17 protein-coding genes are annotated in these 19,956 nt (G+C 46.7%); 9 read left to right on the top strand and 8 right to left on the bottom strand.

Annotated features, from left to right (window positions below):
• The first annotated feature begins 48 nt into the window (after window positions 1–48).
• Genes B5Z18_RS09155 through B5Z18_RS09145 form a run of 3 tightly spaced genes read left to right on the top strand, consistent with a single transcriptional unit; the run spans window position 49 to window position 3,559 of the window.
• Window positions 49–2,160 (top strand): nitrite/sulfite reductase, encoded by a 2,112-nt coding sequence (locus B5Z18_RS09155; protein ID WP_079469058.1) that lies wholly within the window; start codon window positions 49–51, stop codon window positions 2,158–2,160.
• 29 nt (window positions 2,161–2,189) lie between these two features.
• On the top strand, window positions 2,190–2,966 hold the full coding sequence (cobA, locus tag B5Z18_RS09150) for a uroporphyrinogen-III C-methyltransferase (RefSeq protein ID WP_079469057.1): 777 nt from the start codon (window positions 2,190–2,192) through the stop codon (window positions 2,964–2,966).
• Window positions 2,966–3,559, top strand: a complete 594-nt coding sequence (locus B5Z18_RS09145) for a precorrin-2 dehydrogenase/sirohydrochlorin ferrochelatase family protein (protein WP_079469056.1) — start codon at window positions 2,966–2,968, stop codon at window positions 3,557–3,559. Before cobA ends, B5Z18_RS09145 begins: the two co-directional genes overlap by 1 nt.
• Here the strand turns inward: B5Z18_RS09145 and B5Z18_RS09140 are convergent, their stop codons facing one another.
• On the bottom strand, window positions 3,560–3,967 hold the full coding sequence (locus tag B5Z18_RS09140; RefSeq protein ID WP_354032537.1) for a DUF488 domain-containing protein: 408 nt from the start codon (window positions 3,965–3,967) through the stop codon (window positions 3,560–3,562). It lies immediately after the preceding gene.
• Window positions 3,968–3,974: 7 nt separating this feature from the next.
• Here B5Z18_RS09140 and B5Z18_RS09135 point away from each other — a divergent pair, with 7 nt between their 5' ends.
• The gene (locus B5Z18_RS09135; RefSeq protein WP_079469055.1) at window positions 3,975–4,631 is read left to right on the top strand and encodes an HD domain-containing protein; all 657 of its coding nucleotides are present in this window, start codon (window positions 3,975–3,977) and stop codon (window positions 4,629–4,631) included.
• Between the two features lie 51 nt (window positions 4,632–4,682).
• On the opposite strand, the gene B5Z18_RS09130 is transcribed toward B5Z18_RS09135, so the two are convergent.
• The gene (locus tag B5Z18_RS09130) at window positions 4,683–5,207 is read right to left on the bottom strand and encodes an acyl-CoA thioesterase (protein ID WP_079469054.1); all 525 of its coding nucleotides are present in this window, start codon (window positions 5,205–5,207) and stop codon (window positions 4,683–4,685) included.
• Window positions 5,208–5,540: 333 nt separating this feature from the next.
• On the opposite strand from B5Z18_RS09130, the gene B5Z18_RS09125 reads away from it, so the two are divergent.
• The 3 genes from B5Z18_RS09125 to B5Z18_RS09115 all read left to right on the top strand — a co-directional run bounded on the left by B5Z18_RS09125 (window position 5,541) and on the right by B5Z18_RS09115 (window position 10,439).
• A complete protein-coding gene (locus B5Z18_RS09125; protein ID WP_079469053.1) occupies window positions 5,541–7,187 on the top strand; it encodes a CTP synthase in 1,647 nt (548 codons plus the stop codon).
• A 385-nt stretch (window positions 7,188–7,572) separates the two neighbouring features.
• Window positions 7,573–9,423, top strand: a complete 1,851-nt coding sequence (gene yidC, locus B5Z18_RS09120; protein ID WP_079469052.1) for a membrane protein insertase YidC — start codon at window positions 7,573–7,575, stop codon at window positions 9,421–9,423.
• Window positions 9,424–9,506: 83 nt separating this feature from the next.
• The gene (locus B5Z18_RS09115) at window positions 9,507–10,439 is read left to right on the top strand and encodes a M20/M25/M40 family metallo-hydrolase (RefSeq protein WP_079469051.1); all 933 of its coding nucleotides are present in this window, start codon (window positions 9,507–9,509) and stop codon (window positions 10,437–10,439) included.
• Here the strand turns inward: B5Z18_RS09115 and B5Z18_RS09110 are convergent.
• The 5 genes from B5Z18_RS09110 to B5Z18_RS09090 form a co-directional block, all read right to left on the bottom strand.
• Window positions 10,436–11,056 (bottom strand): SprT-like domain-containing protein, encoded by a 621-nt coding sequence (locus B5Z18_RS09110; protein ID WP_079469050.1) that lies wholly within the window; start codon window positions 11,054–11,056, stop codon window positions 10,436–10,438. The two genes, B5Z18_RS09115 and B5Z18_RS09110, sit on opposite strands and share 4 nt — an antisense overlap.
• A gap of 5 nt (window positions 11,057–11,061) precedes the next feature.
• Window positions 11,062–11,448 carry a hypothetical protein gene (locus B5Z18_RS09105; RefSeq protein ID WP_079469049.1) on the bottom strand — a complete coding sequence of 129 codons (387 nt, stop codon included), beginning with the start codon at window positions 11,446–11,448 and terminating at the stop codon, window positions 11,062–11,064.
• Window positions 11,441–11,665 (bottom strand): AtpZ/AtpI family protein, encoded by a 225-nt coding sequence (locus tag B5Z18_RS33035; protein ID WP_079469048.1) that lies wholly within the window; start codon window positions 11,663–11,665, stop codon window positions 11,441–11,443. The genes B5Z18_RS09105 and B5Z18_RS33035 overlap by 8 nt, the downstream gene beginning before the upstream one ends.
• On the bottom strand, window positions 11,634–12,056 hold the full coding sequence (locus tag B5Z18_RS09095) for a bactofilin family protein (protein ID WP_079469047.1): 423 nt from the start codon (window positions 12,054–12,056) through the stop codon (window positions 11,634–11,636). The genes B5Z18_RS33035 and B5Z18_RS09095 overlap by 32 nt, the downstream gene beginning before the upstream one ends.
• A 69-nt stretch (window positions 12,057–12,125) precedes the next feature.
• Entirely contained in the window at window positions 12,126–12,530 is a 405-nt protein-coding gene (locus B5Z18_RS09090) for a hypothetical protein (protein WP_079469046.1), read from the bottom strand.
• 333 nt (window positions 12,531–12,863) lie between these two features.
• Between B5Z18_RS09090 and porW the strand changes: the two genes are divergently transcribed.
• Together porW and B5Z18_RS09075 are read left to right on the top strand one after the other, a co-directional pair.
• On the top strand, window positions 12,864–15,890 hold the full coding sequence (gene porW, locus B5Z18_RS09080; protein WP_079469044.1) for a type IX secretion system periplasmic lipoprotein PorW/SprE: 3,027 nt from the start codon (window positions 12,864–12,866) through the stop codon (window positions 15,888–15,890).
• Between the two features lie 172 nt (window positions 15,891–16,062).
• A complete protein-coding gene (locus tag B5Z18_RS09075) occupies window positions 16,063–18,444 on the top strand; it encodes a penicillin-binding protein 1A (RefSeq protein WP_079469043.1) in 2,382 nt (793 codons plus the stop codon).
• A gap of 220 nt (window positions 18,445–18,664) precedes the next feature.
• Here the strand turns inward: B5Z18_RS09075 and sucC are convergent, their stop codons facing one another.
• Entirely contained in the window at window positions 18,665–19,876 is a 1,212-nt protein-coding gene (gene sucC, locus B5Z18_RS09070; protein WP_079469042.1) for an ADP-forming succinate--CoA ligase subunit beta, read from the bottom strand.
• Between the last annotated feature and the right edge of the window lie 80 nt (window positions 19,877–19,956).

The following is a 19,956-nucleotide window of genomic DNA, read 5'->3' as shown; positions in this document are numbered from 1 at the left end:
CAAACCAGAATTAAATAATTGCTTTACCACCACCTGAAAATACTTTTTATGCAAAGCTTCAGAACAGAACTAGAAAATCCAATTGTTGAACAAGATATTATAGACCTGGAGAAGAAGATCCGCCTGTTCCGCGAAGGCGCTGTGTCAGACGAAAAGTTCCGCAGCCTCCGCCTGGCCAGAGGTATTTACGGTCAGCGTCAGCCCGGTGTGCAAATGATCCGTATCAAACTGCCATACGGTAAAATGACCCTGAAACAATGGCACCGCATTACGGAAATTTCAGATGAATATGCTACCAGTAATCTGCACCTGACCACCCGCCAGGATGTTCAGATCCACTATGTGAGCCTCGACAGAACCCCCGAACTATGGTCAAAACTGGAACAGGATGGCATCACCATCCGCGAAGCCTGCGGTAACACCGTTCGCAACGTCACCGCTTCAGACCGCGCCGGTATTGATCCGGAAGAACCATTCGACGTTACGCCATACGCCGACGCTACCTTCCGCTACTTCCTGCGCAACCCGGTGAGCCAGGAAATGGGCCGTAAAATCAAGATCTCTTTCTCCTCTTCAGAAAAAGATACGGCCTGGTCGTTTATGCACGACTTTGGTATGATCCCCAAAGTAAAGATCATCGACGGTAAAGAAGTACGTGGCTTCAAAGTATTGGTAGGCGGTGGTTTGGGCGCACAACCCTTTCTTGCTAAAGTAGTATACGAGTTCCTCGAAACAGATCAGCTCATTCCATATATCGAAAACGTACTGCGCGTGTTCGACCGCTACGGCGAAAGAACCAGCAGGAACAAAGCCCGCATGAAATTCCTCATCCAGAAAATAGGAATGGAAGAATTTGAGCGCCTCGTTAAAGAAGAATACAAAGCCATAAAAGTAAAAAGCGTACCGGTAGATGCAGACGCATGGCAGGCTACTACACCGCCTCCCGCAGCGCCAACACCGGCTTACAGCATAAAAGATCCAAAAAAATACGAAGCCTGGAAAGCTACCAACACCTTCGAGCAGAAACAGAAAGGATACTTTGCGGCTTATGTTAAAATAACGCTGGGTAACATCGGTTCAGCTATCAGCCGCAAACTCATTGAAGCGCTGCGTCCTGTAATAGCCGACGATGTACGTGTAACCGCCAACCAGGGCCTGTTACTGAAATACATCCTGCCGGCAAATCTCCCATACGTTTTCAGTGTACTGGAAGAAGCAGGCTTTGCAGAACCCGGATTCGACAGCATCGCGGACATCACCGCATGCCCCGGTACAGATACCTGCAACCTCGGCATCTCCAGCAGCACGGGCATCGCCAAAGTGCTGGAAGATGTGATCACCGATGAATTCCCGGATCTGGTTTATAATAAAGACATCAAAATAAAGATCAGCGGTTGTATGAACTCCTGCGGTCAGCACGGTATTGCCAGCATCGGTTTCCACGGCAGTTCCATGAAGAGCGCCGGTAAAGTACTGCCAGCCCTGCAGGTACTCCTCGGTGGGGGCATCGTAGGCGACGGCCTGGGCCGCGTTGCAGATAAAGTTATTAAAGTGCCAAGCCGCCGCGGTCCGGATGTATTGCGCAGCCTCCTGCACGACTATGAAATCAATGGCCGGGAAAATGAACTGTTCAACGAATACTACGACCGTAAAGGTGAAAAGTATTTCTATGAATTGCTGAAACCACTGGCGGATCTCAGCTCCCTCACTGCCGGCGACTTTGTTGACTGGGGACAGGCACAGGACTACGCTACCGCTATCGGTGTAGGCGAATGCGCCGGTGTAATCATCGACCTGGTGGCTACCCTGTTGCTGGAAGCAGAAGAAAAACTGGAACTGAGCAGCGCCGCTATTATTAAAGGCGCCTACTCAGATGGTATCTATCACGCCTACTCTTCCTTTGTACAGGGCGCAAAAGCACTGTTACTCGGCGAAGCAGTAAGTGGTAACACACAGATCGGTATCATGAACGATTTCGATAAATACTTTGTGGCTACCGGTAAATTCAGCTTTGAGCCTGATTTTAAAACAGTAGTGCTGCAGATTAACGGTAACGAGCCTACGGAAAGTTTTGCAAAAACTTATTTCCAGCAGGCGCAGTCATTCTATAATGCTGCACAGGTATACCGTCAGAAAGCCAGCGAACTGGTTCAGGCTTAATTATTTATTTATCAAAAACACAACCACTCATGCAAAAGATACAACCCAAACTCACATTGATAGGTGCAGGCCCAGGTGATCCGGAACTGATCACTGTTAAGGGGTTAAAGGCTATTCAGAATGCCAGGGTAATCCTTTATGACGCATTGTCCAGCAACGAACTGCTGGACCATGCGCCGGCTAACTGCCTCCGTCGTTTTGTGGGCAAACGTGCAGGTATGCATGTATACTCACAGGACGAAATAAACAGGATGATTGTAAAATATGCATTAACTTATGGCAGCGTTGTCCGCTTAAAAGGAGGCGACTCCTTTGTTTTCGGCCGCGGTCAGGAAGAAATTGCCTTTGCTCAGCAGTTCGGAATTACCGCAGAAGTGATTCCCGGTATTTCCAGCGCGATCTCTGTACCTGGTGTCAACAAAATTCCCGTTACCGCAAGAAATGTAAGTGAGGGGTTTTGGGTGATCACCGGTAACACACAGAACGGGAATTTATCCCGCGACCTGGATCACGCCATCAGGGCTAATACTACGGTGATAGTACTGATGGGGATGAGCAAACTGGCGGAAATTGCAGGGATCTACAGCGCAGCAGGAAAAGGGGAAACTCCCGCCGCTATTATCCAGAATGGTACCTTGCCAACACAGAAAATGGGTGTGGGCAATGTGGCCGATCTGCTGGAAATAGCCGCTACGCACGATCTGCATAATCCTGCTGTTCTGGTGATAGGCGAGGTGGTAAGCTTCCATGAAGCTTTCCAGGCCTTGAAGAACAAGGTGTCAGAGGAACTAAAAATTGCCGTATAATGGAAGAAAATCATTTATTCCCGGTGTTTTTCAAATTGCACCGTCTGCATGTACTTGTTGTGGGCGGTGGTAATATCGGACTGGAAAAAGCCAATGCCATGCTGGAAAATTGCGCAGATGCAACCATTACAGTAGTGTCATTGGATTTTTTGCCTGAACTGGAAGCGTTAACACACCAGTATCCTAATATTACCCTGATTAAGAAATCATTTTCGTGTGGCGATCTGCTGGGGAAAGACCTGGTAATAGCCGCCACCAACGACAAGGATTTTAATTATCACGTATGGGAAAAAGCGAAGGGCAGCAAAGTGCTGATCAATGTAGCCGATACCCCGGAACTCTGTGATTTTTATTTGGGTTCTATCGTGAAAAAGGGAAATCTCAAGATCGCTATTTCCACCAATGGTAAATCGCCTACCATTGCCAAACGCCTGAAACAGGTGCTGCAGGAAGCCATTCCCGATACCCTCGATGAAGTATTGAACAAATTGTCGCTGATCCGTGAAAAACTGACCGGTGACTTTGCCAGTAAAGTTAAAAAGCTCAACAGCATCACCGAAGTATTGGTGAAGCCTGAAAGTGAAGGTGTGTAATTATTTTTTCAACAACTCCAGCAGCACCTGTGCCTGGTTGTTCGTTTCGTCTTTAGCCCCGTATAGTAATGTTACCCGCTGATGTTGCGCCCTCTTTTTAATACCGGCCAGCAAATCACTTTTCTCCTGTAATTCATGTTTATATTTTGTTTTGAACTCAGCAAACCGCGTGGGGTCATGGTGAAACCATTCGCGCAGTTCGTTGCTGGGAGCTATTTCCTTTGCCCATTCATCAATGTGGGCGCGCTCCTTTGAAATACCCCGTGGCCAGAGCCGGTCTACCAGGATGCGGTAGCCATCGGTTTCTGCATAATCTTCATATATACGTTTAACCTGTAACATACTTACATAACGTCTCGGGGAATCGTATTGTTTTTCATCTTCCTTCTTCACAAAAATTAATATCATTGCATCTATGATAAATCATGCTCAGATCATCACCGCAACGGTGGATTTTGTAAAAAAGGAATTAGAGGGGGCAGAAGGGGGCCACGACTGGTGGCATATTTACAGGGTATGGCAGCAGGCAAAACATATTGCCGCAGCTGAACCTGCCGATCTGTTGATAGTGGAACTGGGCGCCCTGTTACACGATATTGCAGATTCAAAATTTCATAACGGTGACGAAAATATCGGTCCTGCAAAAGCAGTAGCTTTTCTGCAAACGCTGGATGTGCCGGCGGCCATCATCACACAGGTGGAGAATATTATCCGTCACATTTCTTTTAAAGGAGGCAACCAGGAAAAAACATTTTTCTCTGCAGAGTTAGCCGTGGTACAGGATGCCGACAGGCTCGATGCCATTGGCGCAATAGGTATTGCAAGGGCTTTTAATTACGGCGGTTTCAAAAACAGGTCGCTGTATGACCCTGCGGTAAAGCCCAATATGCAAATGACAAAAGAAGCGTATAAAAACAGTACTGCTCCTACCATCACACATTTCTATGAGAAATTACTGTTGCTGAAAGACCGGATGAATACCGCTACTGGTAAAAAGCTGGCAGAAGAAAGACACGCATTTATGGAAGTATTCCTGGAGCGGTTTTATAAAGAGTGGGAGGGGGAGATATAATTTTTTTAAGGGAGATGTTGTTCCGCTCCGGAAACAACATCTCCACCTGCATTAAATCTTTTCGAAGAACAGCGCTTTTAATTCATCCGCATCTTCAGGTTTCATTTTACCACCCAGGATCAAACGAAGCTGCCGGCGGCGCAGGGCGCCCTCATATAATCTTTTTTCTTCTTCTGTGTCAGTAATGATGCCGGGTACCGGCCGGGAATTGCCATTGGGATCCAGGGCTACAAAGGTCATGAAAGCTTCATTGGATTTATAGCGGTACTGTTGTACCGGATCTTCTCCCCAAACCCTCATGTGTACTTCCATAGAAGTATTGAAGGCCCGGCTTACTTTAGATTCAATATGTACCACGTTTCCCAGTTTAATGGGATTTTCGAAAGATATATTATCTACAGAAGCAGTTACCACGGGTGCGCTGCAGTGTTTCATGCAGGCCAGTGCCGCGGCAATGTCCATCCAGTACATCAAACGGCCTCCCATGAGGTTGCCGAATGTGTTGGTATCATTCGGTAAAACCAGTTCGGTCATCTGTATAAGCGAGTCTTGGGCTCTCTTTGGCGTTAAAGTCATCTTTTATGTATTTCGGACGCAAATTTACTGTTTATATATTTATAGTCGCGTACGCATTTACAGAACATCACTGCCGGATAAAGGTTTTTAACAAATAATTTCCGGTACTTGAAAATTCTTTAAAACGCCCTGTAGATAAGTGATGAGAGCTGAATATAATCTCCAAAAAATTAACAAACAAATAAAGCGCTGCCGTAAAAAACTTGGGAGCGACGCAAATTTGTGTAACTTTGCATGACCTTCGGAAGTAGTTTACTTGATCGGTTTTACACCAAACGCAGTCCGGCACTTCCCCGTTTATAGGTCAAGTATTCTTAGCAGAATTTTAGTTTTATGGCAAAATATATCTTCGTTACAGGAGGTGTTACATCTTCTTTGGGTAAAGGAATTATAGCTGCTTCCCTTGCAAAATTATTGCAGGCACGCGGCTTTAGAGTGACTATTCAGAAATTTGATCCATATATCAATGTGGATCCGGGTACGTTAAACCCTTATGAACATGGTGAATGTTATGTAACGGAAGATGGCGCAGAAACCGATCTGGATCTCGGACACTACGAACGTTTTTTGAATACGCCCACGTCTCAGGCCAATAATGTTACCACCGGCCGTATCTACCAAACTGTGATCAACAAGGAAAGAGAAGGAGCCTACCTCGGTAAAACCGTTCAGGTAATCCCTCACATTACGGATGAAATCAAACGCCGTATCCTCCTGTTGGGTAAAGATGGCAAATACGATATCGTTATTACAGAACTTGGTGGCACTGTGGGTGATATTGAATCACTCCCTTACATTGAGGCGGTTCGTCAGCTGCAATGGGAACTGGGCGAAGAAGATTGCCTGGTAGTACACCTTACACTGATCCCGTACCTGCGTGCAGCTAAAGAGCTGAAAACCAAACCTACGCAACACTCCGTACGCCTGCTGAGCGAATATGGCGTACACCCGGATATCATCGTTTGCCGTACAGAAGAACCACTGTACCGCGATCTTAAAAAGAAAATCGCCCTGTTCTGTAACGTACAGGTAGATGCCGTGATCGAAGCAAACGACGTTCCCACCATCTATGAAGTACCCCTGGAAATGATGCGTGAGAAACTCGACGTTTCTGTACTGAAAAGACTGGGATTACCCGTGGAAAAAGAACCCGAACTGGTTAAATGGCGCGAATTCCTGGATAAACTGAAATATCCGAAATCCAAAGTAACCATCGGTTTGATCGGTAAATACGTGGAATTACAGGATGCCTACAAATCTATCCTGGAATCATTTATACATGCCGGTTCCCTGAACGAATGCAAAGTAGTGGTACAAAATATCCACTCAGAACATATTACACCTGAAAATGTATGTGAAAAACTGAAGAACCTCGACGGGCTCCTGGTAGCTCCCGGCTTCGGTCACCGCGGCATTGAAGGAAAAATCACCGCTATTCAGTATGCCCGTGAAAATCAGCTGCCGTTCTTCGGTATCTGCCTCGGTATGCAGATGAGCGTAGTGGAATATGCCCGTAACGTACTCGGCTGGAAAGATGCGCATTCCGTGGAAATGAACCCTGACACCGCTCACCCGGTGATCAACCTCATGGAAGAGCAGAAAAAAGTAACCGCCAAAGGTGGTACCATGCGCCTGGGTGCTTATGCCTGCGAACTCACGCCAGGCACCAAAGCGGCCGAAATATACGGTGGTACCAGCATCAGCGAAAGACACCGCCACCGCTACGAGTTCAATAACGACTTCCTCCAGCAGTTTGAAGATGCCGGCCTCGTTCTTTCCGGTAAAAACCCGGAAAGCGGTCTTGTTGAAATCATTGAACTGCCTGCCCATCCGTTCTTTGTGGGCGTACAGTTCCACCCTGAACTGAAAAGCACCGTGGAAAGCCCGGCGCCTGTTTTCGTATCCTTTATCAAGGCCGCCAAGCAGTACGCAGAAGCTAAAAACGGGAAAGCCAAAATGGAAGAAACAATTGTAAAGTAAGCGCGGATAGGATCGCCTTCGGCGATAGAAATTGTCTTGGTGCAGGATTAGACTGATTGAGCTGATTTCACTGATTTGATTACGTTTGATTTTAAAAGATAATGGGAGATATATGCGGATAAATATTCGCTTATATCTCCCTCTTTCATTTTAACTAAAATCTCCGGGAATATAATCAGTGAAATCAGCTCAATCAGTCTAATCCTGAAAAAGACAATCGCCGAAGGCGATCCCCTCCGCCCAAACCGCTCTGATCCTCAATAGGATACGCATTTTCTTTACTTATTTATTATTTTAGCCGCATTTAACAGGGGTTTCACCTAAAAAGCATGGTCAATTCATAAAATCCTGCTTACCTTTGCTGCCTAAATTTTAATTGCATTTCATGGATAGAAATTCGGTCATTGGGTTTTTACTGTTGGGCGTTTTGTTGGTAGGATATATATTCTTCAACCAGAAACAACAGGCAGGAGCCGCAAGGGAAAAAGCCAGGCAAGATTCCATCGCAGAGCTTAACAAGCCTAAAACACCTTTAGCAGATACTGTCAGCCTTGCTGCAGCCGCCGCAGGAGGCCAGCTGGATTCAGCCCACCAGGCGCTGTTAAACGGCGAATTTGGCGCGTTTGCCGCTGCTGCTACCGGCAACGTGCAGAACACAGTACTGGAAAACGATGTGGTAAAGATCACTTTTTCCAATAAAGGTGGCCAACCGGCAAGTGTACAACTGAAACAATACAAAACTTATGATGGCGGCCCGCTGATGCTCGTTGAAGGCTCTTTTAACCGCCTCTCGGTAGAAGTGCCTGCCAGCTTAACAAAAATGCTGAACAGTGCGGATCTGTTTTTCACCGCCGGCCAACCCCAGGAAGGCGCAGGTGGCGTAAAAACAATCGCTTACCGTCTTAATACCAATAACCCGGCTTCTTACCTGGAATTTATCTATTCCCTGAAACCAGGCAGCTACGTGGTAGACTATACCATTCACGCCGTTGGTATGCAGGGCTTACTGCCAGGCAACCAGAACTACCTGAGCCTCCAGTGGAACAGCCAGGAAGATAAACAGGAACACGACCTCGAAAACGAGCGCCTGAACAACCAGGTGCACTATATGCTGGAAAATGATAAGCATGATTACTTTACCCTCAGCCGTACCAGTCATGAAAAACTGGAAAACAAACTGAAATGGGTGAGCGTAAAACAGCAGTTCTTCAACACCACCCTGATTGCTAAAAAGGAACTGTTCACTAACGTGGATGTAAACACGAAAGTGCCGGTAAGCCCCAATATCGTAGGACAAACATTCAGCACTATACAGATTCCGTATAGCCGTACCAATGATTTCTCCTTCCCGATTGAAATCTATTATGGTCCTAACCACTATAAAACACTGAAATCTTTCGATATCGGTTTGCAGAAGATCATCCCGCTGGGCACCGGTATCTTTGCTTTTGTGAAGTATGTGAACATCTTTATCATTATCCCGGTGTTTAACTTCCTGAGCGGATTTATCAGTAACTATGGTATCATCATTATCCTGCTCACCCTCTTCATCCGCCTGCTGATAGCTCCTTTCACTTACCAGAGCTATGTTTCCCAGGCTAAAATGAAAGTGCTGAAACCTGAAATTGATGAGCTGAAAGCAAAGTATGGCGACGACCAGCAGGCATTCGGTGTGGAACAAATGAAACTGTTCAAGAGTGCAGGTGTAAACCCGCTGGGCGGATGTTTACCCGCATTGCTGCAGCTGCCTATCCTGGTAGCGATGTACAGCTTCTTCCCGTCTTCCATTGAGCTGCGCCAGGAAAGCTTTATGTGGGCAAAGGATTTGTCTACTTACGACTCTATCCTGAACCTCGGCTTCAACATACCATTCTATGGTAACCACGTGAGCTTGTTCACCATCCTCATGACCATCACCAGTTTGATCCTGGCGTTCTACAACCGTGGAATGACCGATCAGAGCAACCCGGTGATGAAGTACATGCCTTACGTAATGCCGGTAATGTTGCTGGGTATCTTCAACCGCCTCGCTGCGGCGCTTACCTTCTACTACTTCCTGTCTAACGTGATCAGTATCCTGTTACAGTTCGTGATCCAGAAATTTATCATCAACCATGATAAAATTCACGCACAGATCCAGGAAAATAAGAAGAAACCAAAGAGCAAATCCAAGTGGCAGGAGAAACTGGAAGAAGTCCAGAAACGCCAGCAGGAAATTCAACAGAAGAAAAAGTAGGATTAATACAATCTGAACATTTCAATAATATTTTTTCGCAGAAGGCTTCCCGTTAAGGAAGCCTTCTCTATTTTTGACCGGATATGATAAAGAGATGGTTTTTATTGATGTGCGCTGCTGGTACAATCACCGCCGCACAGGCACAGGATACGATTCCGGATGCTGCACGTATTCAGGGAATAGTGAACTACCTGGCCTCAGATAAACTGAAAGGCAGGGGCACCGCAGAAAAGGGTGGGAAAACAGCCAGCAATTACGTGGCAAAACAGTTTAAAAAACTGGGACTGAAGCCGGTAAACGGCAATAGTTTCTTCCAGGATTTTACCTTCACCCGGAAAGAACATAAAGATATCCCCAGCAGAAATGTGATCGGGTACCTGGATAACGGTGCCGCACGTACGATTATCATTGGCGCCCACTATGATCACCTCGGAACGGCCGCTTTATTCGATGGAAAATATCCCATCGGTGAAATCCACAACGGCGCAGATGATAACGCTTCCGGCGTGGCCGGCCTGCTGGAACTGGCGCGGTACTATGTAAAAAACCAGGGCCGCGAACCCTTTAACTTTCTCTTCATTGCTTTCGGCGGCGAAGAGCTGGGATTACAGGGCTCAAAATATTACACCGCACATCCGCTGATGCCGCTGGATAAAGTACATTTCATGCTCAATATGGATATGATTGGCCGTTATAACCCGGAGCGGGGAATCGGTATTGGCGGCTATGGCAGCGCGGAAGAATGGCCTGCTGTGTTCAAAGAAGTGCAGCAACCCGGCATTAAATACTTTACCGATGCAGCAGGGAAGGGCGCTTCCGATCATCATAATTTCTATATAAGCGGGGTACCGGTGATGTTTTTTCATACCGGTGGTCACGACGACTATCACAAGCCTACCGATGATGCGCCTAAGTTACAGGCCAAAGCAGAAGCCGGTATCCTGCAGCTGGAAATCCAGCTGATCAACCGTGCAATGGCATACCCGGTATTGCATTATGTAGGGGAGAAGAGTTAGGAAACAAGTTCCACTTCATATACAGGGCTGAAAAGAAACCATTTATTAGACGCTACCTCTTCACAGCGGTAGCGTTTTCTTATTTTATCCCCTCTGCGGAATACGCGTCCGTCTTTGGTTTTAAACAGTCCGTGTAACGGTACCTGCTCTACGAAAAAATGGTTTTCTTTCTGGAGGTCATAATTTTTCAGCACGCGCATGAGGTTTTCATCTGCGCAGGAACTGGCTGCGGGGTTGGCCATGCTCTGGCGCACGGCGGTTTCCACATCAGGCGGCAGCAGGCTTTTACCTACAAAGTCACGCAAAATAAAAGAGAACTCCTGTTTCCACTCCTTGCCATGCGACGCTACGCGGTTGGCGTATTTATTAAAGGTGGTGAGGTGTGCAATTTCATGCAGCAGGGTAAGCAGAAAAGCGTATTTATTCAGGGAGCCATTCACACTGATCCGGTGCCCTTTGCCCTGCCCGTCGGGGTGACGGTAGTCGCCGAGTATGCTGGACCGCTCACGTGTAACAGTCAGGTGTACCTTATAGGTAGTCAGAAAATCCATTACCTGTCCGAAAGTCCCTTCCGGTAAGTAGGACGCTAGTGCATTTAAGGGCGCCTCTTTTTTCAAATAGATTATTTTTTTAGCCTGGTCAGCCGGAAAAGGCTGATTGTTTCAAATACAGTATACACCAAGTACAGGAACAACAGCATGAAAATGGTCAGCTTGCTCACATTGGGCTTATAAATAAGCACGTAAGCAGCGATGCCTATTACGCAAAGAAAAAGTTTGCTGAGAGTAGAGCCATAAACAGCCCTGATAAATGCATTATGATTAGAAGAAGCGAGTCCCCGGCGACTCATAATATAAGACACCAGGGATATAATAGCCATGATCAGGTTACCGGCCATCAGCACATTCACATGTGTGCCGAGGTCCAGCAACCTGGGTTTGAATATGATAACAAGTCCATTTAAGATTCCAAAAACTGCGAATAACCGTATAAAAAATCTATCACTCATGCCGTCGGGTGTCTTTTATAATTTGCCACAAAAGTATGGCTAATGCAATTAAAGAAAAAATGATCAGGAATACCGGGAACCGCCAGCCAATCCATTGGTCTAGTTTATAACCCGCAAATACTCCCAAACCCAGTGTAGCCATCATCTGGAAGGCTAATCCGGCATATCGTAAGAGCAGATTTCGGTTATTCGGCTTCCTGGAGGACGGTTTTTCCATGTTTCTGGTTATCAGCCGGCTGCTGATCGTCCATGTAGCAACGGCCATTGAACTTAGCAGAAGGCTCCATTTCAAAATGAGCGGTGTATACATCGCCCTTTACCAGTGCATTCCCTTTCAGGAACAATAATTCTTCTACCTTGATAATTCCTGTTACCCGGCCCAGGATGTCAGCGCTCTGGCATACCAGGTCGCCGGTGATTTCACCCTCCGGACCTACCACTATCTTAGCTTTGGTAGATACCAGCCCGTTTACCTGTCCGTCAATTCTGATGTCGCCTTCACATACAATATCACCCTGTATTGAAGTGCCATTGCCTATAATGTTAATAGTTGATGTTGGCAACATGGCTTTGTTGTCACCTTTCGATTTGTTGTTGTTATTGAACATAGGGAGTTAGGTTTTTCAAGTTTAGTGTGTAATATAAATAAATATATATTAAATTTTTGTATTTATATACTAATAGGTACTGTTATCTACTGCAGGTACTTTTAACATCGTGGTATCCACTTTTCCGGTAAAGTCGCCGTTAATCACCTTTTTAATATTATCCAGGTACTGGTCGCGCGCATTGATAGCTGTTTCCAGCGAATCAGCCCTCATTTTCAGATGGATAAACTCTTTCCGTTGTTTCAGATCTCCATAACCCGGTATATAATAACGCAGCGGCGTAAACACCACCGTAGCTACCGTAATGGCCACCAGTAATACAAAAAGGGTGCTGAAGGCAATGTATACGCTCATCCGGGATAGTTTGAACGAGGTCACTTCTTCATAGGTATCTTCATTCATAATTACCAGACGGTATTTATGACTTAGTTTTTCCAGGTTTCGTCTGCTGTTTTTATTCCCCTTCTTGGCCATGTTTTGCGGTACTTCTTAAAGAATGCTATTTCTTTTAAGGCGGGCTAAAGTTAATCATTATTGCAAAATAGGAAACAGTGTTTTGAGGATTGTAGGCAGAAAGAAGTCTTTTTATCTGAAAACCAACCTATTAAAATATATCTGCTGCCGGAAAAAAGTCAGCATCACTTCTGCCACACAGATATTCAATCAACTATTTTATCCTATCTTTAAAATATTTTTTCAAACTGTAAGTTATATATATTTAGCCTATACACCCTGGCATCCATGAATTGCATCATCAAACTGCTACCAAAATATCTGGGAATAATAATTTTGTCATGTTGCCTGGTTTTGCAGGCTGCCCGGGCCCAAAATAAGCCTCAAAACCGGCCCCCGCAAACAAATTCCCAGGGCCAGGCACCCGATAAACAGCAACAGCAACAAAAGCCTGCTGTAAAGCCCCTTTTTAAACCCCGCGAACAACGGGTGCAGGATCGCCGTCCCCCTTCAGAAGTAATGCTGGAGAAAAAGAAATGGACCTGGAAAAGACAATTCTTCCAGAACATGGCTACCCGGTTCAACTATTACTTTCACGCCAGGGTTAAACTCGACAGGGTAGTGAAAACCGCTAACCGCGATGGCCAGGATAACTATAACATCCTCCTGCCGTTTTATCCGTTCAGTTTACAAAGCCAGGGCTTCAGCAAAGGAGAACTGGATTCTGTTATTGATAAAACAAACATGGCCATCCAGCTCCATGACCCCCGCGGTAAATGGATCGACGACTGCTTCCTCCTCATGGGACGCGCCTACTTCTACGAAGGAGATCTCGAAAATGCCAATAAAACATTCCAGTACATCAATATCGCCTTCGCGCCGAAAATGAAGTCGGAGTACAAAACAGTAGTGGGTGCGCATGAAAATGACCAGATCTCCATCGCCACAAAAGAAAAAAGAAAAGGCTTCTTCGGCCGCCTTAAACATACCAAAGCACGTAACGACGCCTTCCTCTGGAGAGCCCGTACCCTGCTGGAACAAAAGGAATATGATGAAGTACAGGCGCTGCTCAATATCCTGAATAATGATCCCAACTTCCCGCACCGCCTCGATGGCGACCTTGCGGAAGTACGCGCCTACAGCCACTACATCCAGAAAAGATACCCGGAAACAATAGAACCGCTGAAACTGGCCATCGATAAAAGCCACGACAAAGTAGCCAAAGCCAGGATGTCGTACATCCTCGGCCAGCTTTACCTCCAGCAGCAACACCCGGATTCCGCCCTCGATCAGTTCCGCAATGTAATCAGCATGAAACCCGATCCCATGATGGATTTCCAGGCCCGGTTACAGATTGCCAGAACCAACGCGGAAACCACCGGTAATGTAGCCGGCAGTATCGCAGGGCTTCGCCGCATGCTCAAAAAACAACGCTTCGAACGGTTCCGCGACGGGATCTATTATACAATGGGCGTGCTCGAATACCCCGATCATCCGGAAGCCGCCCTCAACTATATGAAACAATCACTGAAAATACCCAGTGATAACCTCATGCAACGCACCATCACCTACAAAGGGATGGCGGATATTTATTACGATCAGCGTAACTATACCGATGCAAAAAAATATTACGACAGCACCGCCGGCGTGATGACGAAAGACTTTGCAGACGCGCCTACCGTGGAAACCCGCAAAGAAGTGCTCACCGAAGTGGTGGCACGGCTGGAAACCATCCACCGGGAAGATAGCCTGCAGAAATTAGCCGCCTTATCCCCGTCGGACCGGAATATTGTGTTGTCGAAAATGGTGGCCGTTATGGCAAATGAAGCTGCTGAAAAGAAAAAGAAAGATAAACTGGCCGCCGCCAATCCACAGGAAAGTTCCTCGTCCTTCAGCATGAACGGGGGAGGCACCGCTTATTCACCAAAAGAAGAAAAAGGCGACTGGTATTTTTATAATGCAGGCAGTAAATCAGCCGGCTACTCCGAGTTTAAACGCCGGTGGGGCAGCCGTCAGCCTGTCGACAATTGGCGCCGCAGCCAGAACGGCGTGGTAAATGCCACCAACAGCGCCGGCCCGATAGAAATTACAGAAGAAACAAAATCTGTTGCCCTGGGTGAAGTGCCGGCAGACAGCATCAGCACGGAATCATTGGCGGCAGGACTGCCACTGACACCGGAAAAGCTGGCCGCTTCACAAAAAGCGGTACACGAAGCCTGGTTCGACCTCGGCAAATTATATCACGATAAACTGGAAAACTATTCCCTGGGAATAGAAACATACGACTCCCTGCTGATCCTCTACCCGGATCATCCGCGCAAGCCGGAAGTATTGTATTCCCTGTATGTATGGCATAGTAAACTCAATCATGCTGCCCAGGCCAATCATTATAAATCAATGGTGCTGAACCAGTACGGCAATACCAATTTTGCAGACATCATCCGCTCAGGCGGTTTAAGGGATATCGACAGCCAGAAAAAGAAAGAGATCAGTGCCGCTTACGATGCCGCCTATGAAGCCTTCCGTAAGGGCAACTATACGGAATCGATGGCGATGAAGAAACAGGCCGACAGTACCTATGGCGTCAACTTCCTCCAGTCAAAATTCGATTTGCTGGAAGCAATGCTGATCGTTAAAACAGATACACTGTTTGCCACCGATACCCTGCAGCTGTCGCGCAATGCGGTACAGGCCGTACTTACCAAGTATGCTGCTGATGAACCGGTACGCGCCCAGGCCCAGGCCCTCATGGATGCCCTGAACCACCGCGCAGAACTCTCCGATTACCTCTCCAGGCTGGAAGTAAGAAAGAAAGACGCTAACGGCGTATTGCTGGATGAGGATATTTCCATGCGATACCCCTGGCAAAATCCGCAGCCGGTACTGGCCGACAGGATCAACGGTGCCAAAACACCGGTGGACTCGGCTAAAATAGCCGCTGGTATGGCAGGTACCTTGCCCGCGCCAATAGTGCCCATTGCACCGCCGAAACCGGTAACGCCCTATAAAATATCGGCCGATAACCCGTTTTTTGTAGTGCTCTCCTTCCAGCGCGTGTCAAAAGAATTGATGGATGAAGGTCTCAACCAGTTCACCCGTTATAACGCAGCCAAACACGCCAATGATAAAATTGAAGTCGGCAGTTTTGTGCTCACCCCTAACGATGTGATGCTGATTTTCCGGCTTTTCCCCAACGAAGACAAAGCCCTGGCCTATTTCGACGAAATACGCGAGGAGGCCGCAGCGAATATCATTCCCCGGATAAGACCTTCGGAATACAATTTCTTTGTGATTTCCAGGGATAATTTCATCTTGTTAAACAGCACTAAAGACCTGACCGGCTACCGTAAGTTTTTTACAGATAATTACGTGACCCAGTAAGTATTTTTGGAATTTTAAATAGCTTTGTCGGTCAGGCTGCCATAAACAGGCGTGTTTATTGCATATAAACTTTATTGAAAAAATTATATATATAGCCAACAGATAGTAATAAATTGCTTCTCATATAAAGGAATCGGGCAAAATCCGGCTATAAAACAAATTAAATAAGCGCATGAAAAAATCGGTGAAAATATTGTGGCGGGTGGCTTTTGGTATCTTAGCATTACTTGTTCTCTTAGTTTTACTCATTAACTTCCGGATCATCGGCAGTATGCCGTCTCTGGAAGAACTGGAAAATCCGCGGGCAGCACTGGCCGCAGAAGTAATTGCCGACGACGGCACCATTCTCGGTAAATACTACCAGGTGGACCGTTCCAGCAGCGACTATAATGAGATCTCCAAAAACGTGATCAATGCGCTGATAGCAACTGAGGAAACCCGTTTTTATGATAACTCCGGTATTGACCCCAAAGGCACACTGGCTATTCCTTTTTACCTGCTCATCGGTAAAAAACGCGGTTCCAGTACCATTACCCAGCAGCTGGCCCTGAACCTGCAAACGGATAACCTGGGGAAACAGCGCTCCGGTAACCCTATCGGCAGGGCGTTTCAGAAAGTACAGGAGTGGATCATTGCCGTAAAACTGGAAAGAAACTTCACCAAACAGGAAATTCTTACCCTCTACCTGAACACCGTGGCTTTCGGGGATAACGTATATGGTATTGAAAACGGCGCCAGAACATTTTTCAGTAAAGATGCCGGTCATTTATCCATCGAAGAAGCCGCTATCCTGGTGGGCATGCTCAAAGGTAACACCCTGTATAACCCGCGCAGGAATCCGCAAAACGCCCTCCAGCGCCGCAACACCGTTATCAGCAATATGCAGGAAGCCGGCTTTATCACCCCAGCCGAAGCCGCATCTGCGAAAAGCAAACCGATTGTACTGCACTATAATAAAATTGATCACAACAAAGGACTGGCTCCTTATTTCAGGGAAGTATTGCGCGATGAGCTGAAAGGCTGGTGTAAAGTGCATAAGAAAGCCGACGGATCAGAATATAACCTTTACCGCGACGGGCTCAAAATATATACTACCATTAACCCGAGAATGCAGTTATATGCAGAAGAAGCCGTGGCTAAACACCTGGCTGTACTGCAAAAATCACTCTCTGCTCAGAACGATGTCAAAACCGGCAGCGTTTGGAAGAAATGGCCGAAATTCCTGGATCAGTACATGAAAGAATCTGACCGCTATAAATCCATGAAAGAGGATGAAGCAGACGATTCTACCATTGCGCGGGTGTTCAATACCCCCGTACGCATGAAGGTGTTTGGCTGGAGAAGCTCTACTGAACCAGACCTGAATGAAATAGACACCACTATGACTCCGCTGGATTCCATCAAATATATGCGCGCCATTTTACAGGCGGGCTTTATGGCAATGGACCCTGAAAGTGGTGAAGTAAAAGCCTGGGTAGGCGGACCGGACTTCCGCTACTTCAAAAATGATCACGTGGCGAAAACACGCCGTCAGGTGGGTTCTACATTTAAACCCTTCCTGTACTGCTTTGCCATCATGAATGGCATGTCGCCAAATACCGTTCTGCCAAACGAACCCATTTCCATCAACGGCTGGACTCCGCATAACTCGGAAGGCAGTACCGGCGGTAGCATTACGATGGCCGGCGCACTGGCAAAATCACTGAACCTTGTGGCCGCCTACCTGATCAAACAGATTGGCGCCAAGCCGTTTGCTGATTTCGCCAAAAATAAAGTGGGCTTCACCAGCGATATCCCTGCCTACCCGGCCATTGCGCTGGGCGCCGTGGAGCTGTCGCTGTACGAACTGCTGCAGGGATACACGATGTTCCCTGCCAGGGGCATCAATACCAAACCTATTTATATTACCCGTATTGAAGACAGAAACGGTAATATCCTGGAAACTTTTGCACCGGTAAAACGTGAAGTGATCAGCGAAAGGGAATCCTATACAATGGTGAAAATGATGGAAGGCGTGGTAGCACCGGGTGGTACCGGCGCCCGTGTCCGTTCCCGCTTTAATATACAAGGTGAAATAGCCGGTAAAACCGGTACCACCAACGATAACACCGATGGATGGTTTATGGGCTATACACCCAAAATACTGGCTGGCGCATGGGTAGGTTGCGAAAACAACTTTATCCACTTCAGCACAACGGCCATCGGTCAGGGTGCCAATACCGGCTTACCCATCTGGGCGTATTTCATGCAGAAAGTGTATGCTGATCCAACCCTGAAGATAAGTTCCAACGATCATTTCCCGGTACCGCCCAATATGAGCGAAGACGATATTTACATGAATTACGATTCCAATGTAAAACCGGGTGCTGAATCAGAAAACGTGGGTAACGGATCGGCAGATGATTATGGCTCCGGTGATGCCAGCGATTATGCCACTCCGGGCGCCGACAGCCAGGAACCTGCGCCGGCAAAGCCAAAGGAGGAACACAAAGACAATAAAGAAAACAAGCCGAAAGCTACTATGCCGCCGGCAGTTCCGAAAAAAGGAGAGTAGTGGATCGCCTTCGGCGATAGAAATTGTCTTGGAGCAGGATTACGCTGATTATATTGATTTATCGGATTTTTTTAGATTTCTATAAAAATGATTAAGGGAGATAAAAGTGGATACCCACTTCCATCTCCCTTAATTTATTAAAATCAAAATTGATCAAATCCTTGAAATCAGTATAATCAGCGTAATCCTGCTCCAAGACAATTTCTATCGCCGAAGGCGATTAGCTAACTGCTTTATTTACCAGTGCAGCTGCTTCGCTAAGCAGGATGGCTGATTGTACTTTCAGACCGCTTTCTTCGATCAGTACTTTTGCTTCAGCAGCATTGGTACCCTGTAAACGTACAATGATAGGTACGGTGATGTTACCAATAGATTTGTAGGCATCAATTACACCCTGGGCAACCCTGTCGCAACGAACAATACCACCGAAGATATTGATCAGGATAGCCTTTACCTTAGGATCTTTCAGGATGATACGGAAACCTGCTTCTACGGTTTGCGCGTTGGCGGTACCGCCTACGTCCAGGAAGTTAGCCGGTTCACCGCCGCTCAGTTTGATCATGTCCATAGTGGCCATTGCCAAACCAGCGCCGTTTACCATACAGCCTACGTTACCATCCAGTTTCACGAAGTTCAGGTTGTATTTGCTGGCTTCTACTTCTGTAGGATCTTCTTCAGAAATATCACGCAGTGCTTCCAGGTCGGGATGACGCATCAGGGAGTTGTCGTCCAGGTTTACTTTGGCATCTACAGCAATGATCTTCTCATCGCTGGTTTTGAACAGCGGGTTGATTTCCAGCATGCTGCAATCCAGTCCTACGTAAGCGTTATAGAGATTGGTTACAAATTTCACCATGTTTTTGAACGCTTCGCCGCTCAAACCGAAGTTAAAAGCAATGTTACGCGCCTGGAAGGGCTGCAGGGTCATATTGGGTTTTACCCATTCTTTGTATATTTTTTCAGGAGTGCTGTGTGCTACTTCTTCGATATCCATACCACCTTCAGTGGAGTACATGATAACGTTCTGGCTTTTAGCGCGATCCAGCAGGATGGACAGGTAGAATTCCTTTACAGGGTTAGCGCCCGGATAGTAAACATCCTGTGCTACCAGTACTTTGTTTACCAGTTTGCCTGCGTCGCCGGTTTGAATGGTAACCAGGGTACCTCCCAGGATATTTCCTGCTATGTTTTTAATATCTTCTGCATTTTTTCCTACTGCCACACCTCTCTGTTCCGTACCACGGATCTTACCTTTTCCACGTCCGCCCGCATGAATCTGGGCTTTTACAACGGCAAATTCATTACCAAATTGCACTTTCAGCTGCTTGTATGCTTCCGCAGCCGCTTCAGGGGTATCCACCGGAATACCTTCCTGTACCGGTACATTATATTTTTTCAACAGTTCTTTAGCCTGGTACTCGTGTAAGTTCATCGGAATAAAATTTGCCGCTAAAATAGGTCATTATGATTTAAATATAAAACTGCAGTCATTTGTGAATTAAAAAATAACTT

This window comes from Chitinophaga ginsengisegetis (assembly GCF_900168065.1).
GTDB classification, from domain to species: domain Bacteria; phylum Bacteroidota; class Bacteroidia; order Chitinophagales; family Chitinophagaceae; genus Chitinophaga; species Chitinophaga ginsengisegetis.
The sequence above is the reverse complement of the archived record's forward strand: the minus strand, read 5'-3'. Positions and strand labels throughout refer to the sequence as shown.